At 63.6% G+C, this 22,203-nt stretch carries 21 protein-coding genes; 10 read left to right on the forward strand and 11 right to left on the reverse strand.

The window, feature by feature from the left end; all coding sequences use genetic code 11:
- Positions 1 to 44 precede the first annotated feature (44 nt).
- Positions 45 to 497, forward strand: coding sequence for a MarR family winged helix-turn-helix transcriptional regulator (locus CH274_RS23390; protein WP_045198085.1), 453 nt, complete (start codon positions 45 to 47; stop codon positions 495 to 497).
- 1 nt (position 498) lies between these two features.
- Here CH274_RS23390 and bla read toward each other — a convergent pair whose 3' ends face one another.
- Entirely contained in the window at positions 499 to 1,428 is a 930-nt protein-coding gene (bla, locus tag CH274_RS23395) for a class A beta-lactamase (RefSeq protein WP_094659064.1), read from the reverse strand.
- A gap of 103 nt (positions 1,429 to 1,531) precedes the next feature.
- On the opposite strand from bla, the gene CH274_RS23405 reads away from it, so the two are divergent.
- Positions 1,532 to 2,386, forward strand: coding sequence for a LysR family transcriptional regulator (locus tag CH274_RS23405; RefSeq protein WP_179275831.1), 855 nt, complete (start codon positions 1,532 to 1,534; stop codon positions 2,384 to 2,386).
- On the forward strand, positions 2,383 to 3,276 hold the full coding sequence (locus CH274_RS23410) for a serine hydrolase (RefSeq protein WP_179275816.1): 894 nt from the start codon (positions 2,383 to 2,385) through the stop codon (positions 3,274 to 3,276). The genes CH274_RS23405 and CH274_RS23410 overlap by 4 nt, the downstream gene beginning before the upstream one ends.
- 31 nt (positions 3,277 to 3,307) lie before the next feature.
- Here CH274_RS23410 and CH274_RS23415 read toward each other — a convergent pair whose 3' ends face one another.
- Together CH274_RS23415 and CH274_RS23420 are read right to left on the reverse strand one after the other, a co-directional pair.
- A complete protein-coding gene (locus CH274_RS23415) occupies positions 3,308 to 4,117 on the reverse strand; it encodes an enoyl-CoA hydratase-related protein (RefSeq protein ID WP_256993677.1) in 810 nt (269 codons plus the stop codon).
- Positions 4,101 to 5,636: an acetyl-CoA acetyltransferase gene (locus CH274_RS23420; RefSeq protein WP_256993678.1), complete on the reverse strand. Its 1,536-nt coding sequence runs from the start codon at positions 5,634 to 5,636 to the stop codon at positions 4,101 to 4,103. Before CH274_RS23420 ends, CH274_RS23415 begins: the two co-directional genes overlap by 17 nt.
- Positions 5,637 to 5,697: 61 nt before the next feature.
- Here CH274_RS23420 and CH274_RS23425 point away from each other — a divergent pair, with 61 nt between their 5' ends.
- Positions 5,698 to 6,303 (forward strand): TetR/AcrR family transcriptional regulator, encoded by a 606-nt coding sequence (locus CH274_RS23425; RefSeq protein ID WP_032395631.1) that lies wholly within the window; start codon positions 5,698 to 5,700, stop codon positions 6,301 to 6,303.
- Between the two features lie 53 nt (positions 6,304 to 6,356).
- On the opposite strand, the gene CH274_RS23430 is transcribed toward CH274_RS23425, so the two are convergent.
- Genes CH274_RS23430 through CH274_RS23445 form a run of 4 tightly spaced genes read right to left on the reverse strand, consistent with a single transcriptional unit; the run spans position 6,357 to position 11,511 of the window.
- The gene (locus CH274_RS23430) at positions 6,357 to 7,463 is read right to left on the reverse strand and encodes an ABC transporter substrate-binding protein (protein ID WP_094646494.1); all 1,107 of its coding nucleotides are present in this window, start codon (positions 7,461 to 7,463) and stop codon (positions 6,357 to 6,359) included.
- Positions 7,463 to 9,223, reverse strand: a complete 1,761-nt coding sequence (locus tag CH274_RS23435; protein ID WP_094659069.1) for an ABC transporter permease — start codon at positions 9,221 to 9,223, stop codon at positions 7,463 to 7,465. The genes CH274_RS23430 and CH274_RS23435 overlap by 1 nt, the downstream gene beginning before the upstream one ends.
- Positions 9,220 to 10,335, reverse strand: coding sequence for an ABC transporter ATP-binding protein (locus tag CH274_RS23440; RefSeq protein ID WP_094659070.1), 1,116 nt, complete (start codon positions 10,333 to 10,335; stop codon positions 9,220 to 9,222). Before CH274_RS23440 ends, CH274_RS23435 begins: the two co-directional genes overlap by 4 nt.
- A gap of 45 nt (positions 10,336 to 10,380) precedes the next feature.
- On the reverse strand, positions 10,381 to 11,511 hold the full coding sequence (locus CH274_RS23445; protein ID WP_094659071.1) for a PrpF domain-containing protein: 1,131 nt from the start codon (positions 11,509 to 11,511) through the stop codon (positions 10,381 to 10,383).
- Positions 11,512 to 11,693: 182 nt separating this feature from the next.
- Here CH274_RS23445 and CH274_RS23450 point away from each other — a divergent pair, with 182 nt between their 5' ends.
- Positions 11,694 to 12,590: a LysR family transcriptional regulator gene (locus CH274_RS23450; protein WP_032395496.1), complete on the forward strand. Its 897-nt coding sequence runs from the start codon at positions 11,694 to 11,696 to the stop codon at positions 12,588 to 12,590.
- A gap of 19 nt (positions 12,591 to 12,609) precedes the next feature.
- On the opposite strand, the gene CH274_RS23455 is transcribed toward CH274_RS23450, so the two are convergent.
- Positions 12,610 to 13,740 (reverse strand): PrpF domain-containing protein, encoded by a 1,131-nt coding sequence (locus CH274_RS23455; protein ID WP_094659072.1) that lies wholly within the window; start codon positions 13,738 to 13,740, stop codon positions 12,610 to 12,612.
- Between the two features lie 115 nt (positions 13,741 to 13,855).
- On the reverse strand, positions 13,856 to 15,256 hold the full coding sequence (locus CH274_RS23460) for an SLC13 family permease (protein ID WP_094646492.1): 1,401 nt from the start codon (positions 15,254 to 15,256) through the stop codon (positions 13,856 to 13,858).
- A 138-nt stretch (positions 15,257 to 15,394) separates the two neighbouring features.
- Here CH274_RS23460 and CH274_RS23465 point away from each other — a divergent pair, with 138 nt between their 5' ends.
- Positions 15,395 to 16,387: a LysR family transcriptional regulator gene (locus CH274_RS23465; RefSeq protein WP_094646584.1), complete on the forward strand. Its 993-nt coding sequence runs from the start codon at positions 15,395 to 15,397 to the stop codon at positions 16,385 to 16,387.
- Here the strand turns inward: CH274_RS23465 and CH274_RS23470 are convergent.
- Positions 16,357 to 17,154 carry an endonuclease/exonuclease/phosphatase family protein gene (locus CH274_RS23470; protein ID WP_094659073.1) on the reverse strand — a complete coding sequence of 266 codons (798 nt, stop codon included), beginning with the start codon at positions 17,152 to 17,154 and terminating at the stop codon, positions 16,357 to 16,359. The genes CH274_RS23465 and CH274_RS23470 overlap by 31 nt on opposite strands.
- 148 nt (positions 17,155 to 17,302) lie before the next feature.
- Between CH274_RS23470 and CH274_RS23475 the strand changes: the two genes are divergently transcribed.
- The gene (locus CH274_RS23475; protein ID WP_094659074.1) at positions 17,303 to 17,722 is read left to right on the forward strand and encodes a nuclear transport factor 2 family protein; all 420 of its coding nucleotides are present in this window, start codon (positions 17,303 to 17,305) and stop codon (positions 17,720 to 17,722) included.
- Between the two features lie 19 nt (positions 17,723 to 17,741).
- On the opposite strand, the gene CH274_RS23480 is transcribed toward CH274_RS23475, so the two are convergent.
- Complete coding sequence (locus tag CH274_RS23480) at positions 17,742 to 18,404, reverse strand: IclR family transcriptional regulator (protein WP_179273031.1); 663 nt, start codon at positions 18,402 to 18,404, stop codon at positions 17,742 to 17,744.
- A gap of 175 nt (positions 18,405 to 18,579) precedes the next feature.
- Here CH274_RS23480 and CH274_RS23485 point away from each other — a divergent pair, with 175 nt between their 5' ends.
- From CH274_RS23485 to CH274_RS23495, 3 genes are read left to right on the forward strand one after another with little or no spacing between them, the layout of a single operon-like run.
- Positions 18,580 to 19,404: an SDR family NAD(P)-dependent oxidoreductase gene (locus tag CH274_RS23485; RefSeq protein ID WP_254924417.1), complete on the forward strand. Its 825-nt coding sequence runs from the start codon at positions 18,580 to 18,582 to the stop codon at positions 19,402 to 19,404.
- The gene (locus tag CH274_RS23490; protein WP_094659075.1) at positions 19,397 to 20,836 is read left to right on the forward strand and encodes an FAD-dependent oxidoreductase; all 1,440 of its coding nucleotides are present in this window, start codon (positions 19,397 to 19,399) and stop codon (positions 20,834 to 20,836) included. Before CH274_RS23485 ends, CH274_RS23490 begins: the two co-directional genes overlap by 8 nt.
- A 23-nt stretch (positions 20,837 to 20,859) precedes the next feature.
- Positions 20,860 to 22,191: an MFS transporter gene (locus CH274_RS23495; RefSeq protein WP_094659076.1), complete on the forward strand. Its 1,332-nt coding sequence runs from the start codon at positions 20,860 to 20,862 to the stop codon at positions 22,189 to 22,191.
- Positions 22,192 to 22,203 lie beyond the last annotated feature (12 nt).

A 22,203-nucleotide genomic window follows, 5' to 3' on the forward strand; every position in this document is an offset into this window, starting at 1 on the left:
GTATGGTGGGTGGTCACGAGTACAGGTACCGAGAGGCACGACACATGAGCGCACACGACCCCGCCCTGACTGCCCTTGCGCAGAATTGGCTTGCGCTTTCCGTCCTGCACGGACGTATCGAGAGCCGCATCGAGCGTGCGCTACAGACCAACCACAATCTCAGCGCGCGTGAGTACTGGCTGCTCGACGTCCTGGGCAGGCAGCACGACGGGGTCGGCGGCCACCTTCAGATGAAGCAGGTGGCCGATGCCGTCGTACTGAGCCAGAGCGCCACGACTCGCCTGGTCACTCGCCTCGAGGACCGAGGGCTGCTCACGCGATACCTGTGCCCCACCGATCGACGCGGCATCTACACCGACGTCAGCGAAGAAGGCCTGGCCCTGCTCGAGGCCGCGCGGCCGACCAACGACGCGGCGTTGCGCGAGGCTCTCGACGACGCATCCGACGAGCCGGATCTCGTTCCGTTGGTCGACGCCGTTCGACGCGCAGCAAGCTGATTCACTCCACCTGTTGCACGGCTGCTCTGGTCGCGTCAGCCACCAAGGGATTCATGGCAGGCGAGTCTTCCACCCCCGACGTCGTCGCACTGAGCACGACCAGCAGGATCCTCTGCCCGTCCGGCCCGAGCAGCAGTCCGGCGTCGTTGGATACGCCGTAGCTTCCGGTGCCGGTCTTGTCGGCCGAAGTCCATTGTGGCGCAATGCCCGCCCGGAACCGGGCGGCGGACGTCTCGGTGTCGCCCATCCACTCGAGCAGCTGCTTGCGCGAGGCCTCGGTCAGAACGTCGCCGTCGAGCAGGGTTCGGTAGCCGGCGGCCAGCGAGTCGGGTGTTGTGGTGTCCCGTGGATCACCCGGGATCGCCGTGTTCAATTCCGGCTCGATGCGGTCGAGGCGAAACTCGGTGTCACCGAGTGATCGTGCGAAGTCGGTGAGCGCCGCGGTGCCGCCTGCCTCGCGAATCAGCAGATTGCCGGATGTGTTGTCACTCTTGGTCAGTGCGGCCACTGCCAAGTCTGCGATGGTGACGACCGAGCCAGGCTCCCAATCGACCGCGGATTCGGGCACCTTGTCCTCGGCGGTGATCGTTCGGGTATCGGTGAGCTGCAACCTGCCTGCATCGACGGCGGCGAGTACGGCACCGACGGCATACACCTTGAAGGTGGAGCAGAACGCGAAACGTTCGCCCCCGCGGTAACTCTGCGTGGAACCGGTCTCGAGATCGAGCACACTGACGCCGAGCCGCGCGGTATCCCTGGCCTCGAGCTCGAGATACGCCTGCTCGGCACTGGGCTGTTCGCTCGTGGACTGGGCACTGCCCGTGTCGGATCGCGGCGGTTCGGTGGAGGCTGCCGAGGAACAGGAAACTCCGGCAGTCAGCGCCGCCACTGAGATCGCGATGATCAGTCGAGTGGATGTCGAGGTACGCATGGGGTCATGCGATCACACCCTCTTGCCTCCGGGCCAAGTCCCGAGGCATGGCATCGTCATTCCTCTTCGGTATCGCGGCTGGTGGACGTGTTTCAATAGGTCGATGGATCTTGTTCGCCATCTCGAGTATTTTGTCGCCGTCGCCGAGGAACGCCACTTCGGCCGCGCAGCTGCGACTCTGGGGGTGACGCAGCCACCCGTGTCTCGGGCGATCAAGACCTTGGAGAAGCACCTCGGTCTCGTACTCGTGGAGCGAACACCCGACGGTGCAGCCATCACCGAACACGGGGCTGCACTGTTGCCACGGGCTCGCTTGATCGTCGACGATGCACGCCGATTGACCACCACGGCGGAGTCGCTCACCGCGTCCGAGACGGTCCGCATCGGCCTCATTCCCCAACTGGACGATGCACTGGCCGCACGTATCGCCGCGTCCGTCGGAGTCCAAGCGCGGGTGGAGACAGGCGGAGCAGTGTCCTTGCTGGATCGTGTGAGATCACACGAACTCGATGTTGCCGTGATCGATCACCCGGTGGTACTCGATCGACTGGTGGCCGGACCAGTGATTGCGCTACCCCGGCGGGTCAGCGTTCCAGTCGGTCACAGGTCGGCCCGAGCGGCGCGGCCGCGACTGACCATGTTGTCCGACCTCGTCTTCGCCACCACACCGCGGGCTGCGAATCCACCAGCACACGACTTGTTGCTCGATGCGTTTCGGCGCCGGGCTCTCGATCCAGAGGTTTTCGTTGCGAACACCTTTCGCGCCGTCACGATCAGCGTTGCGTCAGGCCGATGTTTCGGGCTCGTACCTGCCACGAGTCCAGTACTGCCTGGCACCGAACATCTCGACCTCTCTTCCGACGACGTTGCCCTGCGAGTGCGTATCGTGCGCCGCAACGACGAGGCCGAGTCTCTGGTGAATCTCATCGACCGAATCCTGTTGCAGGCCGGCAAGTGACTACGACCGACGAACAGCTGCGCGCCGTATTCGCCGACGCAGGCTGTCGTGGTTGGGTGCGCGCCGAGCGGATCGACGGCACGGGCACGGTCGTCGACTACGAGGGAGACGACCCCGTCGTCGCCGCGTCGGTGTGGAAGATCGTGCTGCTCGTTGCCGTGGCGCGCGCATTCGACAAAGGATCCTTGACTGCAACCGATTCGGTGCGACTCGTTCCGGCGCAGTGCAGTCCCGGGCCGACGGGTATCGCAAGTTTCGCGGATCCGGTGACCATGAGTTGGCGTGACATCGCACGCTCGATGATCACCGTCTCCGACAACGCCGCTGCCGACGCACTTCTCGGCGCAGTGGGGCTCGATGCAGTTGCCCGAGTGATCGACGATCTCGGACTCGAACACACGCGCATCGTGGGTGGCACGAAACAACTGGGTGATCAGATCGTCCGTGATACCGGCCGGTTGAACGCGGACGAAGCGGTGGGTCTACTGGCCAGCAACTACACAGTGGTCGACAGCTCGGGCTTCGATCCGGCGTACACCTCCTGCACCACACCCCGTGACAGCAACACCGTTCTGCGCTCGGTCTGGCTGGGCACCGCGGCATCGCCGGCGCAGTGCCGGTACATGAAGGAGGTTCTGTCTCAGCAGGTATGGCCGCACAGGATTCGTAGCGGAATCCCGTACCCGGATGTGCAGGTCGCGGGCAAGACCGGCACCATCGGGCCCATTCGCAACGAGGTCGCCGTGGTGTCGTTTCCAGGCGAGACGCCCGTCGCGGTGTCGGTGTTCACCAGGGCAGCGCGGATGGACCTGAACCTCCCGCTGGTCGATCAGTCCATCGGCCATGCGGCCAGAATCGCAGTGACAGCAGTACGTCAGGCTTCGCGCTGAGTAGACCCCAGTGGTTCGCGGGTCCGAGCGGTCACTGCGCGGTCCATGTCGGATCGCGTTTCTGCAGGAATGCGGTGATTCCTTCGACGACGTCCTTCGTGGTGGCGAGTCGATCCAATTCCTGACGGTTCTGCTGCCACGATTGTTCCTCGTGCGCGATGGTGCCGTCGGAGATACGTCGAGCGAGCCGCTTGGATGCGCGCACCGCGAGCGGCGCACCCTCCGTGCACAGGTGAGCGAGACCGAGTGCCGTATCGAGGACGTCGTCGGGCGCGACCACCCTGTTGACCAACCCCCATCGCGCGGCTTCCTGCGCAGAGATCGGCTGGCCCGTCAGGATCATCTCCAGCGCAATGTGTTCCGGTACCGCAGACATCAGTCGAAAGGCACCACCTGCACCGGCGACGAGTCCGCGGCGAATCTCGGGTAGGCCGAATACGGCCGTGTTCGAGGCGACGACCATATCCGAGACCAGAGCAATCTCGGTTCCACCTCCCATCGCCGACCCGTTCACGGCCGCGATGATCGGAACCGAAATCGGGTGTTGGACAATCCCGGCGAACCCCCAGTGCTCGGTCTCGGGCGGAGTCACCGCGCCGGGGCCTCCGGTGCCGAGGGCTTTCAGATCGGCACCCCCGCAGAAGGTCGCCGATCCCGCACCGGTCAAGACGATGGCACGGATGTCGCGGTCGGCCTCGGCCGACTCCCAGGCCTGCCCGAGCAGCGTGTGCACGCGTGCGTCGATGCTGTTGGCAGCTTTCGGGCGGTTGATCGTGACGACGAGAACATGACCCTCACGCCTCGTCAGTACAACAGGTTCGATGCTATCGGCCTCGGACACGAATGTTCCCCTCGTTCGACTCGACACTGACTGTTGCTCCGATGATTTCGCGTGCAGGTTCGCTTCGATAGAGGGACAACGCATGTGCACTGGCCGTGTCTCCGGGTGCCGTCTGTGCGGCAACGCGTCGTCCGCGCTCGCCCCTCCCGACGAGGAAGGCCTGGTTCGGTTCCTGCTGCCGTGAATGCTCGACGGAGACAGTCTCCACCACGAGATCCCCGTCCTCGACAGGTGCTCGCGGTGGCGGATTCGATTTCAGCACTGCGGGTTCGGGATTTCCGGTGTAGCCGAGCGGATGTTGGTCGCCGGCCAACAGCACGGAGTGGTGGTACGTCAGATAGCCGCCGTTCGCGTGCACCAGCGCACGGCTCTTCCCGCCACGAATCTCCCGAACCGATGCGGTGATCGAATGCAGCGAATGACTACTGAGCGGCCCGCCGAAAGAGGAGTGCCCGCCGGTCACGCTGGGAATCAACGACTTCGGCGTCCCGAGGTGGCGTGTTGCGAGGGTCGGCACGATCGGAAAGCAGCTGTAGACGTCCAATACGTCCAGTTGCTCGACCCCGATCTCCGCGCCGTGCAACGCGCGGTCCATCGCGTCTTCCATCGCGGGGGACCGCCCGAAACTACTGCGGTCGAGGATGTCGACCGTGTCCTCGGCACCGGCACCGCCCCAGACGTAGACGATGTCGCTCTCGGGCACGCCACGTTCGCGGGCTTCGGCCAAGCTCGTCACAACGATGCACGCCGCCTGGTCGACGAACGGCATGGCGTTCATCGACAGCGGATACGGCTCGCACACGATGCGGTTCTTCGGCGACGGCGCTCCGATGTCCACAGCCGTCCTCGCTCTTCCGTTCCACGAGTACGGATTCTTCTCGGAGACAACGGAGAATGTCGCATACAGCTCGCTGCACTCGGCCTGCCGCGTTACCGGATCCACGCCGGACTCGAAGCGAAATCGGCTCTCGAACAACGGATAGATCCGGACCGGTGAGATCAGACCGGCTTCTTGCATTGCAGCGCTGCCGAGTTGATCGAGGTCGAAGGTGGGCGGACCGCCCGGAGCGGTGCTCCACCCGCCGTCGTCGACGGGGTCTCGACCGGCCTTGACCAGTGCGCTCATCGAGGCCTGGGCTTCACCGCCTGCGATCACCGCCACCGTCGACTCTCCGGAAGCGATGCGTGCGGCCGCGCGATCGAGGAGTCGGGCCGGCCATTGTCCACCGATCGGAGCGTCGAACACGTCTGCGGGTGTGGCATCGAAGATGCGTGCCAGCGCCGCGGCGGGACTGGCGTAGGCCCAGCTGGCGATATGGCAGAACGCGATGCTGTCCGCGCGGCGAAGCCACGGCTCCGAGGTCGGCGAGTCCTGGACTGCCGCAGTCGCAGCGAGCGTGATCAGTTCCATGGGTTCGACGCCCACGGGTTCGCCGCGGCCGCTTGTTTCACCGACAGCCACGATCACCGGAGTACGCGTCGGATCCACCGTCGACGCCTCCTGGCGTACAGCACTCATGGACGCAAACCTATTACAGACAGAGATTGTCCGCAATGCCACCAGGTGCGACAATCCGGGGGTGACCGACGAAGCCAAGAGCCGACGAGGACGTCCTCGCGATCCGCATCTGGAAGACCGCGTCTACGACGCGGTGCTCGAGGTGTACTGGGAAAAGGGTTGGTCCGGTTTCACACTCGACGCCGTTGCCCGCCGTGCTTCGGTCGGTCGAGCCGCGCTCTATCGTCGCTGGGAATCCAAGGGGGCCTTGGTCGTCGATGCGCTGGAAGCCAGGAGTCCACTCGCGACGCCGATCGATCTCGGTACGCTGCGGGCGGATCTCGTCGAACTGGCAGTGCAGCTTCTGCACGGTTACAGAGGGACAGCTGGTCTGGTCAGTCTGAGGGTCGCCCTCGATGCGCGGGTGCACCCCGATCTTCTCGGACACATGATCGACACTCTCAATCGGAGCCGACTGGTCGCAGCGCGCCTCATCGTTCATCGAGCTCAGGCTAGAGGTGAACTACCGGAGTCCGCCGATACCACCCGAATCCTCGAACTGGTGACCGGAGCGGTATTCAGCCATGTCATCTTCTCGCATCGCTCCGATGCCGACAGAGCCGAGACCGACCGCGCCTACGCCGAAAACCTGGTCGACGCGGTCCTGGATGGCATCGGCACGACATGACACGTACGGCCGCCGAGTCCGGTGGACTCGGCGGCAGCACATAAGCTGGTCTACTACTCGTTGTAACCGAAGATCGCGTTCCAGGCCTCCTGGTCGTCGGCGGAGTTCTCGATCGACTCGGACTGCGTGATTCGGTTGACCTTGGGGTCGGTGAACTTCGGCAGTTCGATTCCGCGGATCACCGGCGGGTCGATATCGTTGCGCACCGAGTACTCACCGAGATCACTGAAGACCTGCTGTCCCCTCTTGGAGAGGTTCCAGTTCATGAAGACCTGCGCGGCCGCAATGTTTTTCGCTGTGGATGCAACCCCGGTGTAGTAGTCGTAGGCGGTCAGTCCCTCCTCCGGTACCACGAAGTTGACCGGCGCATTCTCGTTGTTGGCGATGTTGACGCTGCTCACCACGACGGTCCCTGCTTCGATCTCACCGCGGGCGAGCGCATCGAGCTGAGCTCCGATGGAGTCGAACACCCTTGCCTCCGAGGAGTACTCGCGGAGGTAGTCGTCGCCGAGTACCTCGCGCTGGAACCGAGTCAGCGCCAGTGCACTACCGCCGGCTCCGGCCTGAGCGATACCCAGATTGCCCTTCCACCGGTCGTCGAGAAGATCTGCCCAGGACGCCGGCCTGTCGTCGCCCTCGATGAGCGCACTGTTGTAGCCCATCGTGTAGATCGGATCGAAGGTGCGGTAGTAGTTGCCACCGTCGAACACCACGTCGTCCTGCAGCTCGCCGGCCGTGGGCGGTGTGTACGGCTGGAACACACCACGCTCGCTGAGTCCGCTGACGAAGCCGGCGTCGGAAATCCTGACGACGTCCGCATCGAGGCGACCGGCACCGTACTCGGCCACCAGGCGCTCGTAGAGCCGGTTCGGGGTGAGGCGCACGAGCTTGACGTCGAGTCCGGTGTCCTTCTCGAAGTTCTTCAGCACCGTGGCCTCGGTGACCGCGGTGTAGCCGCTGTACAGGGTGATGCCACCCTCGGCCTGGGCCCGCGTCCACAGATCCGGATCGGCGATCTGTTCGCCGTCGATCACGAGGCCGTTGTCGGTGACGATCTCCTCCGCCGCTCGAGCCAGAGCGGGGCGTTCGGGTGGCGGTGAGCAGGCCGTGGCCGTTGCCACTGCGATACCCAACGCGATTGCTGAAACCAATTTTCTCATCAGACAGTTTCCTTGGATCCGAAGCGACGCGAGAGGACGGCGAGCACACCGATCACGACGCAGTACAGCAGGCTCAACTCGGCAGCCGACTGGAACGAGCCATTGTCGTAGGCGTCGAAGATCGCGATCGACAGCAGCCTGGTGTCGGAGGTGAACAGGAACAGCGCGGCGGTGAGCTCACGCATGGACAGCATCAGCAGCAGCAGGAAGGTCGAGGACAGACCGACCTTGAGCAACGGAGCGGTGACGAACGAGATCGCCCGGTGCCGCCGTGCACCCAACATGACGGCACTGTCCTCCAAGTCCTTGTCCAACTGAATGATCGACGCGGAGACACCGCGGTACCCCTGCGGGATCGTCACTGCCACGAACGCGATCACCAGCACCGCAAGCGTTCCGTAGATCGGCAGTGGAAGCGCCAGCCACGTCCACAGCAGACCCAGGCCGAGCACGATGGCAGGAACAGCCAGCGGCAACATCGCCAGGTACTCCAACAGCTTTCGGCCCGGAGCGTTCGTGCGGTACCTCGTGTACGCCAAGGCGAAGCAGAACGCGGTACCGATCGCGGCGGTCGCGACACCGACGATCACGCTGTTGGTCATCACGCTGTGAAAGTCGGCACTGCGCAACGTTTCTCCCAGTCCCCAGAACGACAGCGCTCCCGAGTCGAAGAGCTGACCGATGTTCGCGACGTACGGGCTGGTCTGCAGGGCCGCCAACACCAGGGCGACGAGCGGCAGGAGAACGGCGAGGGTGAAGTACACCCACGCGAACACGGCAGCCGGGATACGCCATGCCCGCAGCGGAACCTGACGCGCCCGAACACCTTTGCCGCTGACTGTGGTGTATTCCTTGCTGCTCATCGCGCGCTGCTGGAACGCGACGACGGCGACCAACAGGACTGTGAGAACCACTGCGACAGCGGCGGCGTCGTTACCGCGGGCAGGCGATGCGTTCATCAATCGGTAGATCAGGGTCGGCAGTGTGTCGACTCCGCCGGGCACACCGATCACCTGTGCCACCGGGAAGTTCTCCACGGTGAGCGCGAAAACCAGTATTCCCGAGCCGATCACGGCAGGCATGACGAGCGGGAACGTGATCTTGCTCAGCATCTTCGTCAACTTCGCACCGTGCAGACTGGCGGCGTCTTCGAGGTCCGGGTTCATCAACGAGAGCGCCGAGTGGACCATCAGGAACGGATACGGCGCGTAGTAGATGCCGAGGATGAAGATCATTCCGCCGAAGCTGTAGATGTCGATGAAGCCGGGCAGACCGATGGCAGTCAGAATCAGGTTGATGTAACCGGTGGCCGGGCCGGCCAGCAGTGCCCAGGCAAGTGCCCCGACGAGCGCCGGGAGAAACAACGGCGCAATACCGATGCCGTAGATCATCTTTCGACCCGGAACGTTGGTACGTGCTGCGAGGAAGGCGAGCGTGCACCCGATCGCCAGCGCGACGATGGATGACCCGATACCCACCAGTGCCGAATTCCACAGGGCACTGCGTGCCGTCGAGGATCCGAGCAGTGCGAAGTTGTCGAGGGTGAAGTTACCGAAGTCGAACAGCGATGTGCGCTCGGCGTTGTCGGTGAATGCGCCCATCACGATGAAGAACATCGGGAACAGCACGATCACGGTGAGCAGAGCCAACTGCAGAAGCGTCGGAATCCACTTCTTCGGACCCGGCCTGCGTTGGGGTGTCGGGGTGTCGACCGGCGGCTTCGTCGTGGTGACGGGCCGATTGTCGATGGGGGCGCTCATACCGGCACCGCCTCGGAGGCGACGCGATCGTCGACGAGAACCTGAGCTCCGCCGGCTACTGCTGTGACCCGTGCGCGTTCTCCCATTCCCAGGATTCGGCTGGCGTGTCCGGTGGCGACGGCTTCGATCTCGGGGCCGTCGTCCAGTGTGACGCGGTATCGAATGGACGCACCCTGGTAGCTGGCGACATCGACTGTGCCCATCCAGGACTGGCCCTCGGGCTCGGCATCGTCCAGCGGGGTGACCAACAGATCCTCGGGCCGCAGGCACACCACGACGGGCCCGTCGGACGCCGACGCTGCATCGACCGACACTGCAATCTGCCCGAAGTCCGTCAGCTCCATCGTCGAGCGCGGGCCCGAGGCAGGCGTGGCGCGGAAGATGTTGCCGACACCGAGGAACTCGGCCACCGAGGCGGACATCGGCGAGGTGTAGATGTCCTCGGGGGTACCGATCTGCACGATTCGGCCGTTCTGCATCAACGCGATTCGGTCGGCAAGGGCGAACGCCTCGACCTGATCGTGCGTGACGTAGACGGTGGTCAGTCCGAGTCGGAGCTGAAGCTCTCGCAATTCCATCCGAAGTCGTTCGCGCAGTCGGGCATCGAGGTTCGACAGCGGCTCGTCGAGCAGGAGCACGCTGGGGCGCATCACCAAGGACCGAGCCAGCGCCACCCGCTGCATCTGACCACCACTGAGCAAGCTCGCTCCGCGGTGGGCCATTTCACCCAACCCGACGAGGTCGAGGGCCTCGAGAACGCGCTGGTTCATCTCGGTCTTGTTGACCTTCTGCATCTTCAAGGAGAACGACACGTTGTCGAACACGGTCCGGTGCGGCCACACTGCGTAGGACTGAAAGACCATACCCACGTTGCGTTTGTGCGGCGGGATCGTCTTGTTCTTGTCGGAGTCGTGGACGACGCGGTTACCGATCGTGATGCGCCCGGCGCTTGGGGTTTCGAGCCCTGCCACACAGCGCATCGTGCTGGTCTTACCGCAGCCGGACTGCCCCAGCAGCACCAGGGATTCTCCGTCGGCGATCTCCAGGTCGAGGTCGCGGACAACAGTGTTTCCCGAGTAAGCGAGGCTCAGATTCTCGATGCTAACCTTCATGATCTTCCTTTTCTTCAGTCGTCGAAGCCGTGTTCACAGGTCGAGCTATCCGATCGAAAGTGCCGTTGCCGCAGCGGAAACGAACAGTTCTGCTGTCGCGATACGTCGTGCAGCGCGGTGCAGGGTCACGCTGGTGAGGTTGCCGTCCGCAGCGATATCGACATCGACGGCCAACACACCTGCCGGCGTCCCCAGTCGCAGCGTCGAGGTGACCGCACCGCGGACGACCCGATCCACCACACCGCCGCGTACGGTTGCGGCAGCGGCCACCGCGACCGCCGACGTCAGGCCGATGGACGGGTGCGGTGCCATCATCGAGAGCATGCGCACGCACACGTCGTACTCGCCCGCCGAGACGAGCGTTCCGTCTTCGAGGTGGTAATCCACCGGAGGCGCGATGATGCCGACCTTCGGCACTGCGTGCGTGATCGGATCCTGCGGGCGCGACAGCCCCATGAGCAGTGCTGCACTACGGCGCAATTCGACCAGTAGCGGAACACGTTCGGTCAGTTGGGCGGCGGTCTCGGCTCCGGTCATACCCAGGTCGGATGCATCGAACAACGCAGCGGGGGCGCCGGCGACCACCATGGTGCCGCGGTACTGCGATCCATGTAGCTCCACGGTGTCCTCCACCGCCCCGGTGGGGAGCAGCCGAGTGCGATCGGCACCCAGGTCGATGAACGTCAGCCCGACCGGAACGCCGAGGGCCGATGTTCCGGCAACCTGGGCCGACCCCTCGGTCGGAACCACGCCGCCCGGTGTGTCGATCTCGGTGAGCAGCACCGCACCGGTGTTGCGGTTACGAAGCCGTACGACGGTGGTGATCGGATCGATCGGCACCAGTCCTTGCTGCAGTGCGTACAGGCCGATCGCGGTGGCACAGTTGCCACAGTTGCTTCCCCACTCCACCTTTCGGTCACCGATGGCAACCTGAGCGAAGAGGTAGTCCACGTCGATTCCGTCCTCGGAGGACCTGCTGACGATGGCCGCCTTCGAAGTGGTCGAGCTGCCGCCGCCGACGCCGTCGAGCTGGCGGGGGTCGCCGGATCCGAAGGCGGAGACCAGAATCTCGTCCAGAGATCCTGCTTGTTCGATCAATGGCTCGACGTCGACGGAGCTGAAGAGCCAGCATTTGCTGGTCCCGCCCCTCATCCACGTGCCACGCAGTGAATACATCCTCGGATACCTTCCGATCGTTACTCTCGAAAATGTTCTTGGAGTTGAACATTCGAGGGAGCCTTGCGGTCATGTGACGCAGCTCTCGTGCGGTTGCTGTTCATAGCCTGCATCACACAGCCGTCGAGTACAATTACGAAAAAGTCGAGATCCCTTAACTTTCACTTAAAGGTGGTTCGATCATGTTCGACACCCGACGCCTGCTGCTTCTGGTGGAGGTCGTGCGAACCGGATCCATCACGGCGGCCGCAACTCGCCTGAGCTTCACCACATCTGCGGTCTCGCAGCAGTTGAGCAAGCTCGAGATCGAAGCCGGGCAACCACTGCTCGAGCGCCACGCCAGGGGAGTTCGACTGACCGAGGCGGGTGAGGTTCTGGTGCGTCATGCAGAACGAATCGAGACGCAATTGCTCGCTGCACGAAACGAACTCGAAGACCTCTCCGGCCTGCGCGCCGGGACGCTGCGAATAGGAACCTTCCCCACCGCAGGGGCCAGTCTGCTACCGCCCGTGGTGAAGCTGTTCAAATCTCGTCATCCTGCGGTGGCACTGACGGTGCGCAGCTCGCGATTCGCCGGGCTCCGGGGAATGCTCGACACCCGTGAGGTGGAGCTGTCCCTACTCTGGGACTACGAGTGGGCCAGAATCACCGACTCGGACCTGACGGTGCACCAACTCATGATCGACCCACCCATGCTCGTCGTATCCGTCAATCATCATCTGGCCGAGCGTAGTTCGATCCACATGAACGAGCTGGAACACGAGCAGTGGATCACCAGAGAGGACACTCATCCGGTGGGTGCAGCGCTCGAACGGGCATGCCATGCTGCCGGGTTCTCGCCGTCGGTGTCGTTCGCAGCGAACGACTATCAGGAGGCTCAGGCCATGGTGGCGGTGGACCTCGGCGTGTCGTTCGCACCCCGGATGGCGCTGTCCAATATTCGAGACGATGTACGATTGGTGCCGTTGACGGGCGCACCGTCGCGTCGAATTTTGCTGGCCCACTTGGCGGAACAGAAGCTCTCGCCGAGTGCGACCGTGCTACTGAAGATGTTCGAGGACGTCGCCGCCCGATTCTGAGAAGCGATGTCGCTCAGCCCTAGTGCGCACCGACGAGAGTGGGCATGGGCACGACGAACAGATCGGCGGTGGCGATACGACGCACCGCTCGATGAAGGGTGACCGAGTGCAGAAATCCGTCCCGATCCGTGACGTAGTCGACGTCCAGCACACCTGCCGCTGTGCCGATGCGGAGTGATCCGGGCCAGCCGATGCGGGCGTTGGCAATGACCACACCACCCGTGACCGTGGCAGCCGCTGCGACAGCAACCGCCGACGTCAGTCCTATCGCCGGGTGCGGTGCCATCATGGAGAGCATGCGCACCGAGATGTCGTAGTCCGCAGCGGCGACGCGCTCACCGGTGGTCGTGGTGTAGCCCAGGGGAGGTCCGATGATTCCTACCTTCGGAACGGCATGCGAGACGGGCTCTTCGGGCTTGCTCAGTCCCATTCTCAGCGCTGCCAGCCTACGCAGCGCAATGAGTGTGGGGACGTGCGCGGCGACGACATCGTTGCTTTCCGAACCGTCCAGCCCGAAATCGGCAGCATCGAAGAACGCGGCGGGTGCACCGGCACGAACGAATGTTCCTCGGAACTCACAGTCGCCGAGCGTAACTCGTTCGATCTCCGCGCCGGTGGGAAGCATCGTCGGTCGGTCAGGGGCAGGGTCGGTGAAGGTGAGCCCCACCGGCACACCGAGGGCCGTGGTTCCGGGGACAGCCGCGCCGCCCTCGGCAGGAATGCGTCCGCCCGGGGTCGAGATCTCCGCGGTGAGAATTGCACCGGTGTTCTCGTTGCGCATGCGCACCACGGTGACGCGATCGTCGACGGCGACGAGACCGGTCTGCACGGCGTACAGCCCGATCGCCGTCGCACAGTTTCCGCAGTTGCTGCCCCACTCGACCGTGCGGTTCTCGATGGCGACCTGAGCGAAGAGGTAATCGACGTCGATACCCGGAGCGCTGGAGCGACGAACGATCGCGGCCTTGGAGGTCGTCGAACTGCCCCCACCCACTCCGTCGAGTTGCCGTGGATCGCCGGAACCGAACGCGGCAGTGAGGATGTTGTCGAGCCCGCCGGCCTCGGCGACGTACGGGTCGATATCGACCGCGTTGAACAACCAGCACTTGCTGGTCCCCCCACGCATCCAGGTTCCACGAAGAGTGAACATCTGCTGTGCCTTCCGATCAGGGATCCGATGCTTCCACCCTGGGCCAGAGGATGATCAAGCACAATTACGAAATATGTTCATGCCGTGCAGCAACGCTTAACGCGCTGGTACCGGTTCAGAACAGGGCGGGGACGACAACCAGGATCAGCCAGCACAGAGCCGGCGCGATGGCCACGACGACTCCGGCATTGAGCAGCAACTGGCGATAGAAGCGTGGGCGTTCGATGTTCTGCGCGTTGGCCAGCACGAGCGCACCGTTGGTCGAGAAGGGCGAGACGTCGACGACGGTGGCCGAGATGGCCAGAGCAGCGACGACACCGACGACCGGCAGTGCACCGGTTCCGAGCAAGGGCATGGCCAGCGGAATGACCGCGGCCAGCAGGGCGGTGGAGGACGCGAATGCCGAGGTGATGCCGATGACGTAGCAGAGCACGATGGCCACGATGATCGGAGCGCCGATGGTGATCGCCATTTCGGCGAGATGATCGATGGTGCCGACTTCCTGCAGGATCGAGATGTAGGTGACCATGCCCGCGACCAGCAGAACCGTCGACCAGCTGATGTCTGCGATGGCTTCGTTCTGCTTCTTCAGATCCGTGAACGCCAGGACTGCTCCGGCTCCGATGGCGATGAAGCTGATCGGCAGGTGCAGGACGAGAACGAGCACCAGGAGTGCGCCGATGAGGAACAGCGTGAGCTTCTGCACGAACGTGACCGGGGCCGGCGCGTCGACCAGCGTGGTTGTCGTCGGACGAGTGAGTACCGCAGTGCTGCCGCCTGCCGTGCTGCCACCGCCGGTGCTTCCGGTGCTGCCACCGGTGGGGACGGAAGTCCCGATCGGTGATCCGCCCACCGGGCCACTGCCGGGTGCGGGATCGGTGGATCCTGTTGCGGTGTACTCGAAGCCCTTCATCCGGGCCAGGGCCGCGTAGCCCGTCACTGTGAGAACCGAGAGCAGCAGGTTGATGCCGTAACTGGCGAAGAACAGCGTCCACGGGTTGAGCGCGAGTCCGTTGTTCTCGACGATGTCACGAACCAGAACGCCGGAAACGGAGATCGGGGAGAACGCCCCAGCGTGCGCACCGTTGATCACCATGATGCCCATGACCAGGGGACTCATGCCGGTTCGTGCTGCGAACGCCATGGCAGCGGGCACGATCAATGCGACCGCGGCGGGGCTGAATGTGCCGAGCGCCGTCAAGACCGAGGCGACGAAGAAGAACACCCAGGGCACCACCGTCACCCGACCGTGCACCGCCCTGATGCAACTGTTCACCAGCAGATCGATGGTGCCGTTGCGTTTGGCCATGCCGAAGAAGTAGGTGACGCCGACGATGGTCAACACGATCGAGCTGGGGAACTCGTTCAAGATTTCCTTGTCGTCGAATCCCAGCGCGAAGTATCCGACCACGAAGGCACCGATGAATCCGAGGATGCCGATATTGATCGGAAAGAAGGTTGCGATCACGAACATCGCAACCAACGCGATGAGCGGGAGGATCTCGATGGAAGTCATGGGCGTCTTTCGGGTGGCTGGGTAAGTGCTCGGTTACATCCGCACTCGAACGTTGTCCCTGTCACATTATTGACGCGACACTTTTAGGACAATATCGTTTTGCTACCCGGTCGTTTAGCTGAGCTGAAAGATGTGCGCATGAACCACACGTTCGACGTCGTGACGTTGTTCCTTCTGCTCGACATCGCCGAGGCCGGCTCCCTGACCGCAGGTGCCGAGCGAGCGAACATGACTCCCTCGGCAGCGTCCCAACGCATCAGCAAACTCGAACACGGCATCAAACAGCCGGTCCTCACTCGCCTGCCGCGCGGCGTACAGCTCACCGAGGCCGGCGAGATCCTGACCAGCCGGGCCCGCCTGTTTCGCCGCGAGATGCGTGCCGCGAGCGGCGACCTGGAGGCCATCCGGGGCCTCGAACGTGGATCGGTCCGGCTCGGCTCGTTTCCCACGGTCAGTGCGTCGCTGCTCTCCGACGCGTTGAAGGACTATCACTCGCGATGGCCGGGGGTGGACGTTCGTGTTCGGTCGGCCGTTCGACCGCAATTGCTGGACATGCTCCATTCGAGCGAGATCGACCTGGCACTGCTGTGGAGCTACGCCTGGACGGAAGAGGCAGAACGATCGCTGTCACTCGAGCCACTGATGGAAGACCAGACCGTGCTGCTGCTTCCGATAGACGACGATCGCCGGGGACGGGATGTGTCCTTGCACGACCTCCGAGGCGCGCGGTGGATCATTCGGAGCAACGACCACCCGGCAGCGGAGGTTCTCTATCGCAGTTGCCGCGTAGCAGGATTCGAGCCCGACGTCGTGTACGAAGCCCACGACTACCAGGAAATCGAGGCCATGGTGGCCGCAGGCGTCGGCATCGCCATGGTCCCCCGACTGTCGGTGGTCCACCACCGACCCGACGTCACCACCATCGCTTTCCTCGACACCGATCGTGTTCCGACCCGGGTCATATACATCGCCTCACTCGCGCGGCGCCAGTACACCCCGGCTATGTACGCGATCTCGAACGCTTTACGCGGTGCTGCCGAACGCAGTGCGCAGACGCCCGCGGGGTCGGATCGAACAGCTGTCGGCACAGCAGACAAGGATCAAAGAAGTTCCAGCACCAGAGCTCGGTGATCGGACACTTCCGGCGCGGCGACGATCTCGAAGCTTCGTACGGCGGTCGGTGACGACACCAACACGTAGCTGGCACTGCGAATTGCTTTGGTGTAGATGGATGTTCGAGTGTCGGCGTCTCCCACGAGGTCGGTCATCCCATGTTCGGCCAGCAGTGCGAACGTCTCGCTGGTCGGCAGCAGGTTCAGATCGCCACAGAGCACAACGACTTCGCTCGTCGAGCGCATCCGTTCGACGATCCCCGCCAATCTCCTGGCCTGCTCCAGCCGAATGGGACTGTCGCCCTTACCTGCTGGATCACGCAGACCGTGACATTGGATGACGGAGACGAACCTTTCGGCGATGCGATCGCGGGCGGTGACCGCCAGGGCAGCTCGTGGGCGATCGGTCACGCTCCACTCGGCGTGATCGACGAACCGGGAATGGACGAACCGCGCGTCGAGCCCTACGACGGGAACGTCGTCACGAACCCAGGTCGCGATCCCGAAGTCCTGACGCAATTCGACGCCCTCACCGTCGGTGACAGGTCCGGTGTCGTTGGCGACGAAATACGGCGTGTACCCGGGGAGCGCGGCCGACACGTCGTCGAACAGGTTGAGCCGCTGCGGCAGTGGGCGCTCACCGTCGGCGAACGTTGCCCAGCCCGATCGATTCGGAGTACGAGTGACTTCCTGGAGGCAAATGATCTCGGCATCAACGAATTTCAGCCATCCCACGAGTTCGTCGTACATGGCACCGCCCCATGCATTGATCGAGATGATCTTCACAGCCCGATGATGTCAGACGTGGCGTGACTCGCGCGCTTCATTTTCGGCTGCGCCGAGTGGACCCCTGGCTCGACTGCCGGACGGACCGGACGTAACGTCATCGGCAATACGCACTGTCCGTGCGAATAGCGCACCGAAGGAGACGCCGATGCCCGATCCAGATGCGGGAACCATTGCCGAGGTCCAGCTTTTGTACGGCAGGCAAAGCCACGCAATCGATTCCGGACGCGCAACGGAATGGGCAGGGACCTTCACCGCAGACGGCGTCTTCGATTCACCCAGTTACCCCGAACCCGAGGTCGGTAGCGACCAGCTGACCGCCTTTGCCCAACGCTTCTTCGACAGCGCGGCCGACGCGAACGAGAGGCGTCGGCACGTCATCACGAACATTGCCGTCGATCTCGTGAGCGTCGATGAACTCGCAGTCGACTGTTACCTCCAGATCATGGCGACATCACGCGGCGGCGAAACACGCCTCGTCAGATTCACGTCGGTCCGGGATCGTGTTGTGCGAGTCGATGATCAGTGGCGCATCCAGCACAGGACCGTGACCCGCGACGACGCCTGACACGACCCGTCGTCGCTGACTAGCGCAGCAAACGCCCCAACCGCGCCGCTGCAGCGACGACGGCCGCACCGAGCTGTTCTTCGTCGTCGATCTCGAACACCGACGCACCCAAACTCGCCATCGCGTCTCCGCGGCGACCCGGCACCACGGCGGACACTCCGCCGACCGATGGAATCACTTCGCCGTGGGTGACCGCGTATCCAACGCTTCGCGCCCGCGCCACTTCCACACGTTCGCCATCTTCCGGGGGCAAGGACGCGAGCATTGCCAGGCCTGCAGACCCCCGGTCGATCGGGTCGACCTGCCCTCCACGAAATGCCACGTGAACCTTCGCCCCTCGTGGCTCGACAACCATCAAAGCCCTTACTTCCGTTGCATTCTCGCGAACGACGAGATGGACGGTCGCACCCAGTTGATCCGCCAGTTCTTCGAGTACCGGGCGTGCCACGGTTCGCAGATCCTGCTCGACGGGTTCGGCGAGTGCCACCAGCCCGGCACCGAGGGCAATTCGCTTGAACTCGTCTCGCCGACACAGATGATGAGCCTCGAGCGTGCGAACCAGCCGATGCGCAACGGTGCGGTGCACACCGATCCCGTCGGCGATCTCTGTGATCGACAAGCCGTTCGGATGCTCGGCCAACAGCTCGAGCACGACGAGGCCGTGATGCAGCGTTTTGGACATCCCCGAATCGATGGACACCGTGGTTTTTCCGTCGGTCATGCACTGCCCCCTGTTGACGACTGTGAGGTGGACCACCTACAGTTCGATCTGAATCGCACACTGCGTGCGATTATCGCACATAGTCGAGGTCGGTGCAAACGGACCCGGCCGAGATCTTTTGCACGAGGAGAGCGCCATGAACAACCCCAATCCAGGACGCGTCGTCGATCGCACGATGACTGCGGTGTACCCCGAACTGGCGGGCAAGGTTGCCGTCGTCACCGGGGCCGCCCAGGGCATGGGATCGGTGTTCGCCAAGGGACTTGCGGCGCGCGGCGTACACGTCGTCGGTGCCGACATCAACGACGCCCGGATGAAAGAGACGGCCGAGCAACTGAATACGGAACTGAGCACCGACTCACTGGTCGAGCGACCCGGGACGATCATCGGCGCTCGAGCCGACGTCACCGTCGCCGATGATCACGAGGCTCTCGCCCGGACAGCCCTGGCCGAATTCGGCCGGATCGACTTCTGGATCAACAACGCGGGAATCTTCCCGTTCGCCTACGCCGCGGACATCACCCCCGAGCAGATGGGTGCCACGCTCGGCGTGAACGTCGAAGGCGTTCTGTACGGCTCGCAAGCAGCGGGTCGTCACATGCGCGAAGGCGGCGCGATCGTCAACATGTCCTCGGTATCCGCACTTCGTGTCCGTAAGGGCCGCGGTGCCTACTGCACGTCCAAAGCAGCCGTCGCCCACCTGACGGAATCCCTTGCCGTCGAGTTCGGAGATATCGGTATTCGCGTCAATTCCATTGCACCCGGCTACATCGACACCGAAATGACGCGGTGGGTGCAGGAAGATCCCGAAGCGCTTGCCAAAGCTCTGGATTCGGTTCCTCTGCACAGACTCGGAGCACCGGAAGAAGTCTTCGGGCCTCTTCTGTTCTTGCTGTCGGACAGTGCTCGCTACGTGACCGGGCACAGTATCGCGGTGGACGGCGGGTCGCGTCATGTCTGACACCGATTACGACGTCATCGTCATCGGTGGCGGTGGAGCTGGGCTGGCGGCGGCGGTGACGGCGGCCGAGAACGGTGCGTCCGTGATTCTCTTCGAGGCGCGCAAAGAACTGGGTGGATCGACGGCCCTGTCGGCCGGATTGTTCACCGCCGCAGCGACGAGCGTTCAGCGCGACCTCGGAATCGACGACAGCGCAGAGAAGTACTTCCAGCATTACATGGATCTCAACCAGTGGATGCTCAAGCCCGGCCTGATCAGGACCTTCTGCGAGCAGGCCGGACCGACACTGGAGTGGCTTCTCGGACTCGGATTGGACGTTCCCGCAAAGATTTCCGGTAACGCGCATCAACCGGGACTGAGCCAGGCGGGCGTCGAGGACGTCTGGAGGGGTCACGTCCCGAAGGACCAGGGATACGGACTCGTCCAGGTTCTGGACGCAGCGCGCCGCAGGCACGGAATCGAGGTCGTTCTCGACACTCGCGTGCAAGCGCTCCTCACCGAGGGCGACCGGGTCGTGGGTGTCGTAGCCGACGATGTCGAACTCCGTTCTGCAGCAGTCGTCGTGGCCTCCGGTGGTTTCGCCCGAGATCCCGAGCTGGTCGATCTTCATTTTCCGGCAGCCAATCGAGCCGGCTCCGCTGCCTTCGTCGTTGCTGCCGAGGGTAGTCGCGGCGACCACCTGCACTATGCACCGTCGGTGGACGCGTCCATAACCGGTGACGGGTGGGGACTCATGCTGCCCACCGTCTACTTTCAGCGATACCACCACTGGCAGTCCGGGTTCCCCCCGAAATCACGTATTCACGTCAACGCTGCGGGGCGTCGATTCATGGACGAGGACGCCTCGTACGCCGTCTCGACCGGAATCATCGACGGTCAGGGTGGCTCCGCCTGGATGATCTTCGACGACAACGCTCGACAGAATCTGCCTGCGGGATATGCCGATTGGGCACCCGATCGCATCGAGGACGAGGCAGACGCCGGCCGGACGCTTCGCGCATCATCCCTCGCGGAGCTGGCCGTACTCATGGCGGTGCCCGCCGCGGCCCTCGATTCCACGGTCGAGCGATGGAACGCGCATCTGCCCCACGGCGAGGACCCCGACTTCCTTCGCCACCGAACACTCGCCAACAAGGGCAGTACGTCGAATCCCGAACCTATCGACACCGCCCCCTTCTATGCCGCACGAATCTTCCCCGCCGAATTGGTCTGCACACATGCAGGTTTGGAGATCGATTCCGATTCCGCCGTGCTCTCGACACGAGGCACCCGCGTACCCGGCCTGTTCGCTGCAGGCGAGGCAGGAGCGGGAGTTCTCGGGCAGCGCTACGTCGGTGGCGGCAACGCTGTGGCCAATGCACTCACCATGGGCCGGATCGCCGGTCGAAACGCCGCCCTCCACTCCGTCGATGCACAGCCACTGACGGCCTGACCACCCTGACTTCGAGGACACCGATGACTACGAACGAACCTGCCGTGCAGCCCGACTCGGACGCACACACACCCGGGACGAACCCGAAGCAATCCCCCCTGACAGTAATCCGTGCCGCCGTCGTCGGAACCGTCGTCGAGTACTACGACTTCGGTATCTACGGCTACATGGCCACCACCATCGCCGCACTGTTCTTCGTGTCCGACGATCCGACGGCCGCGCTTCTCGGCACGTTCGCCGCGTTCGCCGTTGCCTTCTTCCTGCGAGTTCCGGGCGGCATCTTCTTCGGACACATCGGCGACAAGTACGGCCGCAAGAACGCGCTGTCCTGGACCATCCTGCTGATGGTGATCGCCACCGCCGGAATCGGATTGCTCCCGACGTACGTCACTCTGGGAGTGTGGGCCACCTCGGTTCTCGTCCTGTGCAGATGCCTGCAGGGCTTCGCTGCAGGTGGCGAACTCGGAGGAGCCAACGCGTTCGTATCCGAGTCCGCGCCGACGCGGTGGCGCGCGACCCAGACGTCGATGGTCAACACCGGCACCTACATCGGATCGTTGCTCGCCTCCCTGTGCGCACTGGCATTGAACTCGGTGTTCACCGACGAACAGATCCTCTCCTGGGCGTGGCGGATCCCGTTCCTGCTGAGCCTGGTGATCGGCGGTGTCGGCATCTGGATCAGGAACCGCCTGGACGACACCCCTGAATTCAAGGAACTCGAGAACAAGGGAGAGACGAAGAAGCTTCCCCTCTCGGAGCTACTGAGCACGTCCGGCGGCAGTGTCGTGAAGATTATCCTGCTCGGCGCTCTCATCACCGGTGGTTACTACATCGCATCGGTCTACGCGGCCACGTACCTCAGGACCGAGGGCGGCCAGACCTCTCAGGCAGCGTTCCTGTCGACCTCGCTTGCCTTGGTTCTCGGAGTGATCACCCTCCCCATCTCGGGCTACATGGCCGACAGGTACGGCCGAAAGCCCGTGCTGTTCGCAGGCAGCTTCGCAGCCATCGTTCTCGGTGTCCCGATGTTCATGATGATGGCCGGCGGCACGCTGTGGCAGGCCGTCGTCGGGCAGTCGGTGTTGTTCATCGCGGTGTCCGTGGTGAACGGTGCCTCGTACGTGACCTACGTGGAAATGCTCAAGACCTCGGTGCGGTACACGGGCCTGGCCCTGGGCAACAACACCACGAACATGTTGCTCGGTGGCACAGCGCCTTTCATCGCCACCTACCTGATCTCGCTCACCGGTAATCCGCTCGCACCGGCCGGCTACTTCGTGTTCTGCGCCGTCGTCACCTTCGCCACGGTCTTTTTCGTGACCGAGACGAAGGGCACCGAACTGAAGACCGAGTGAGAGGCCCCTGAC

The sequence above is a fragment of the Rhodococcus sp. 06-418-5 genome, from assembly GCF_002258285.1.
Lineage (GTDB): Bacteria > Actinomycetota > Actinomycetes > Mycobacteriales > Mycobacteriaceae > Rhodococcoides.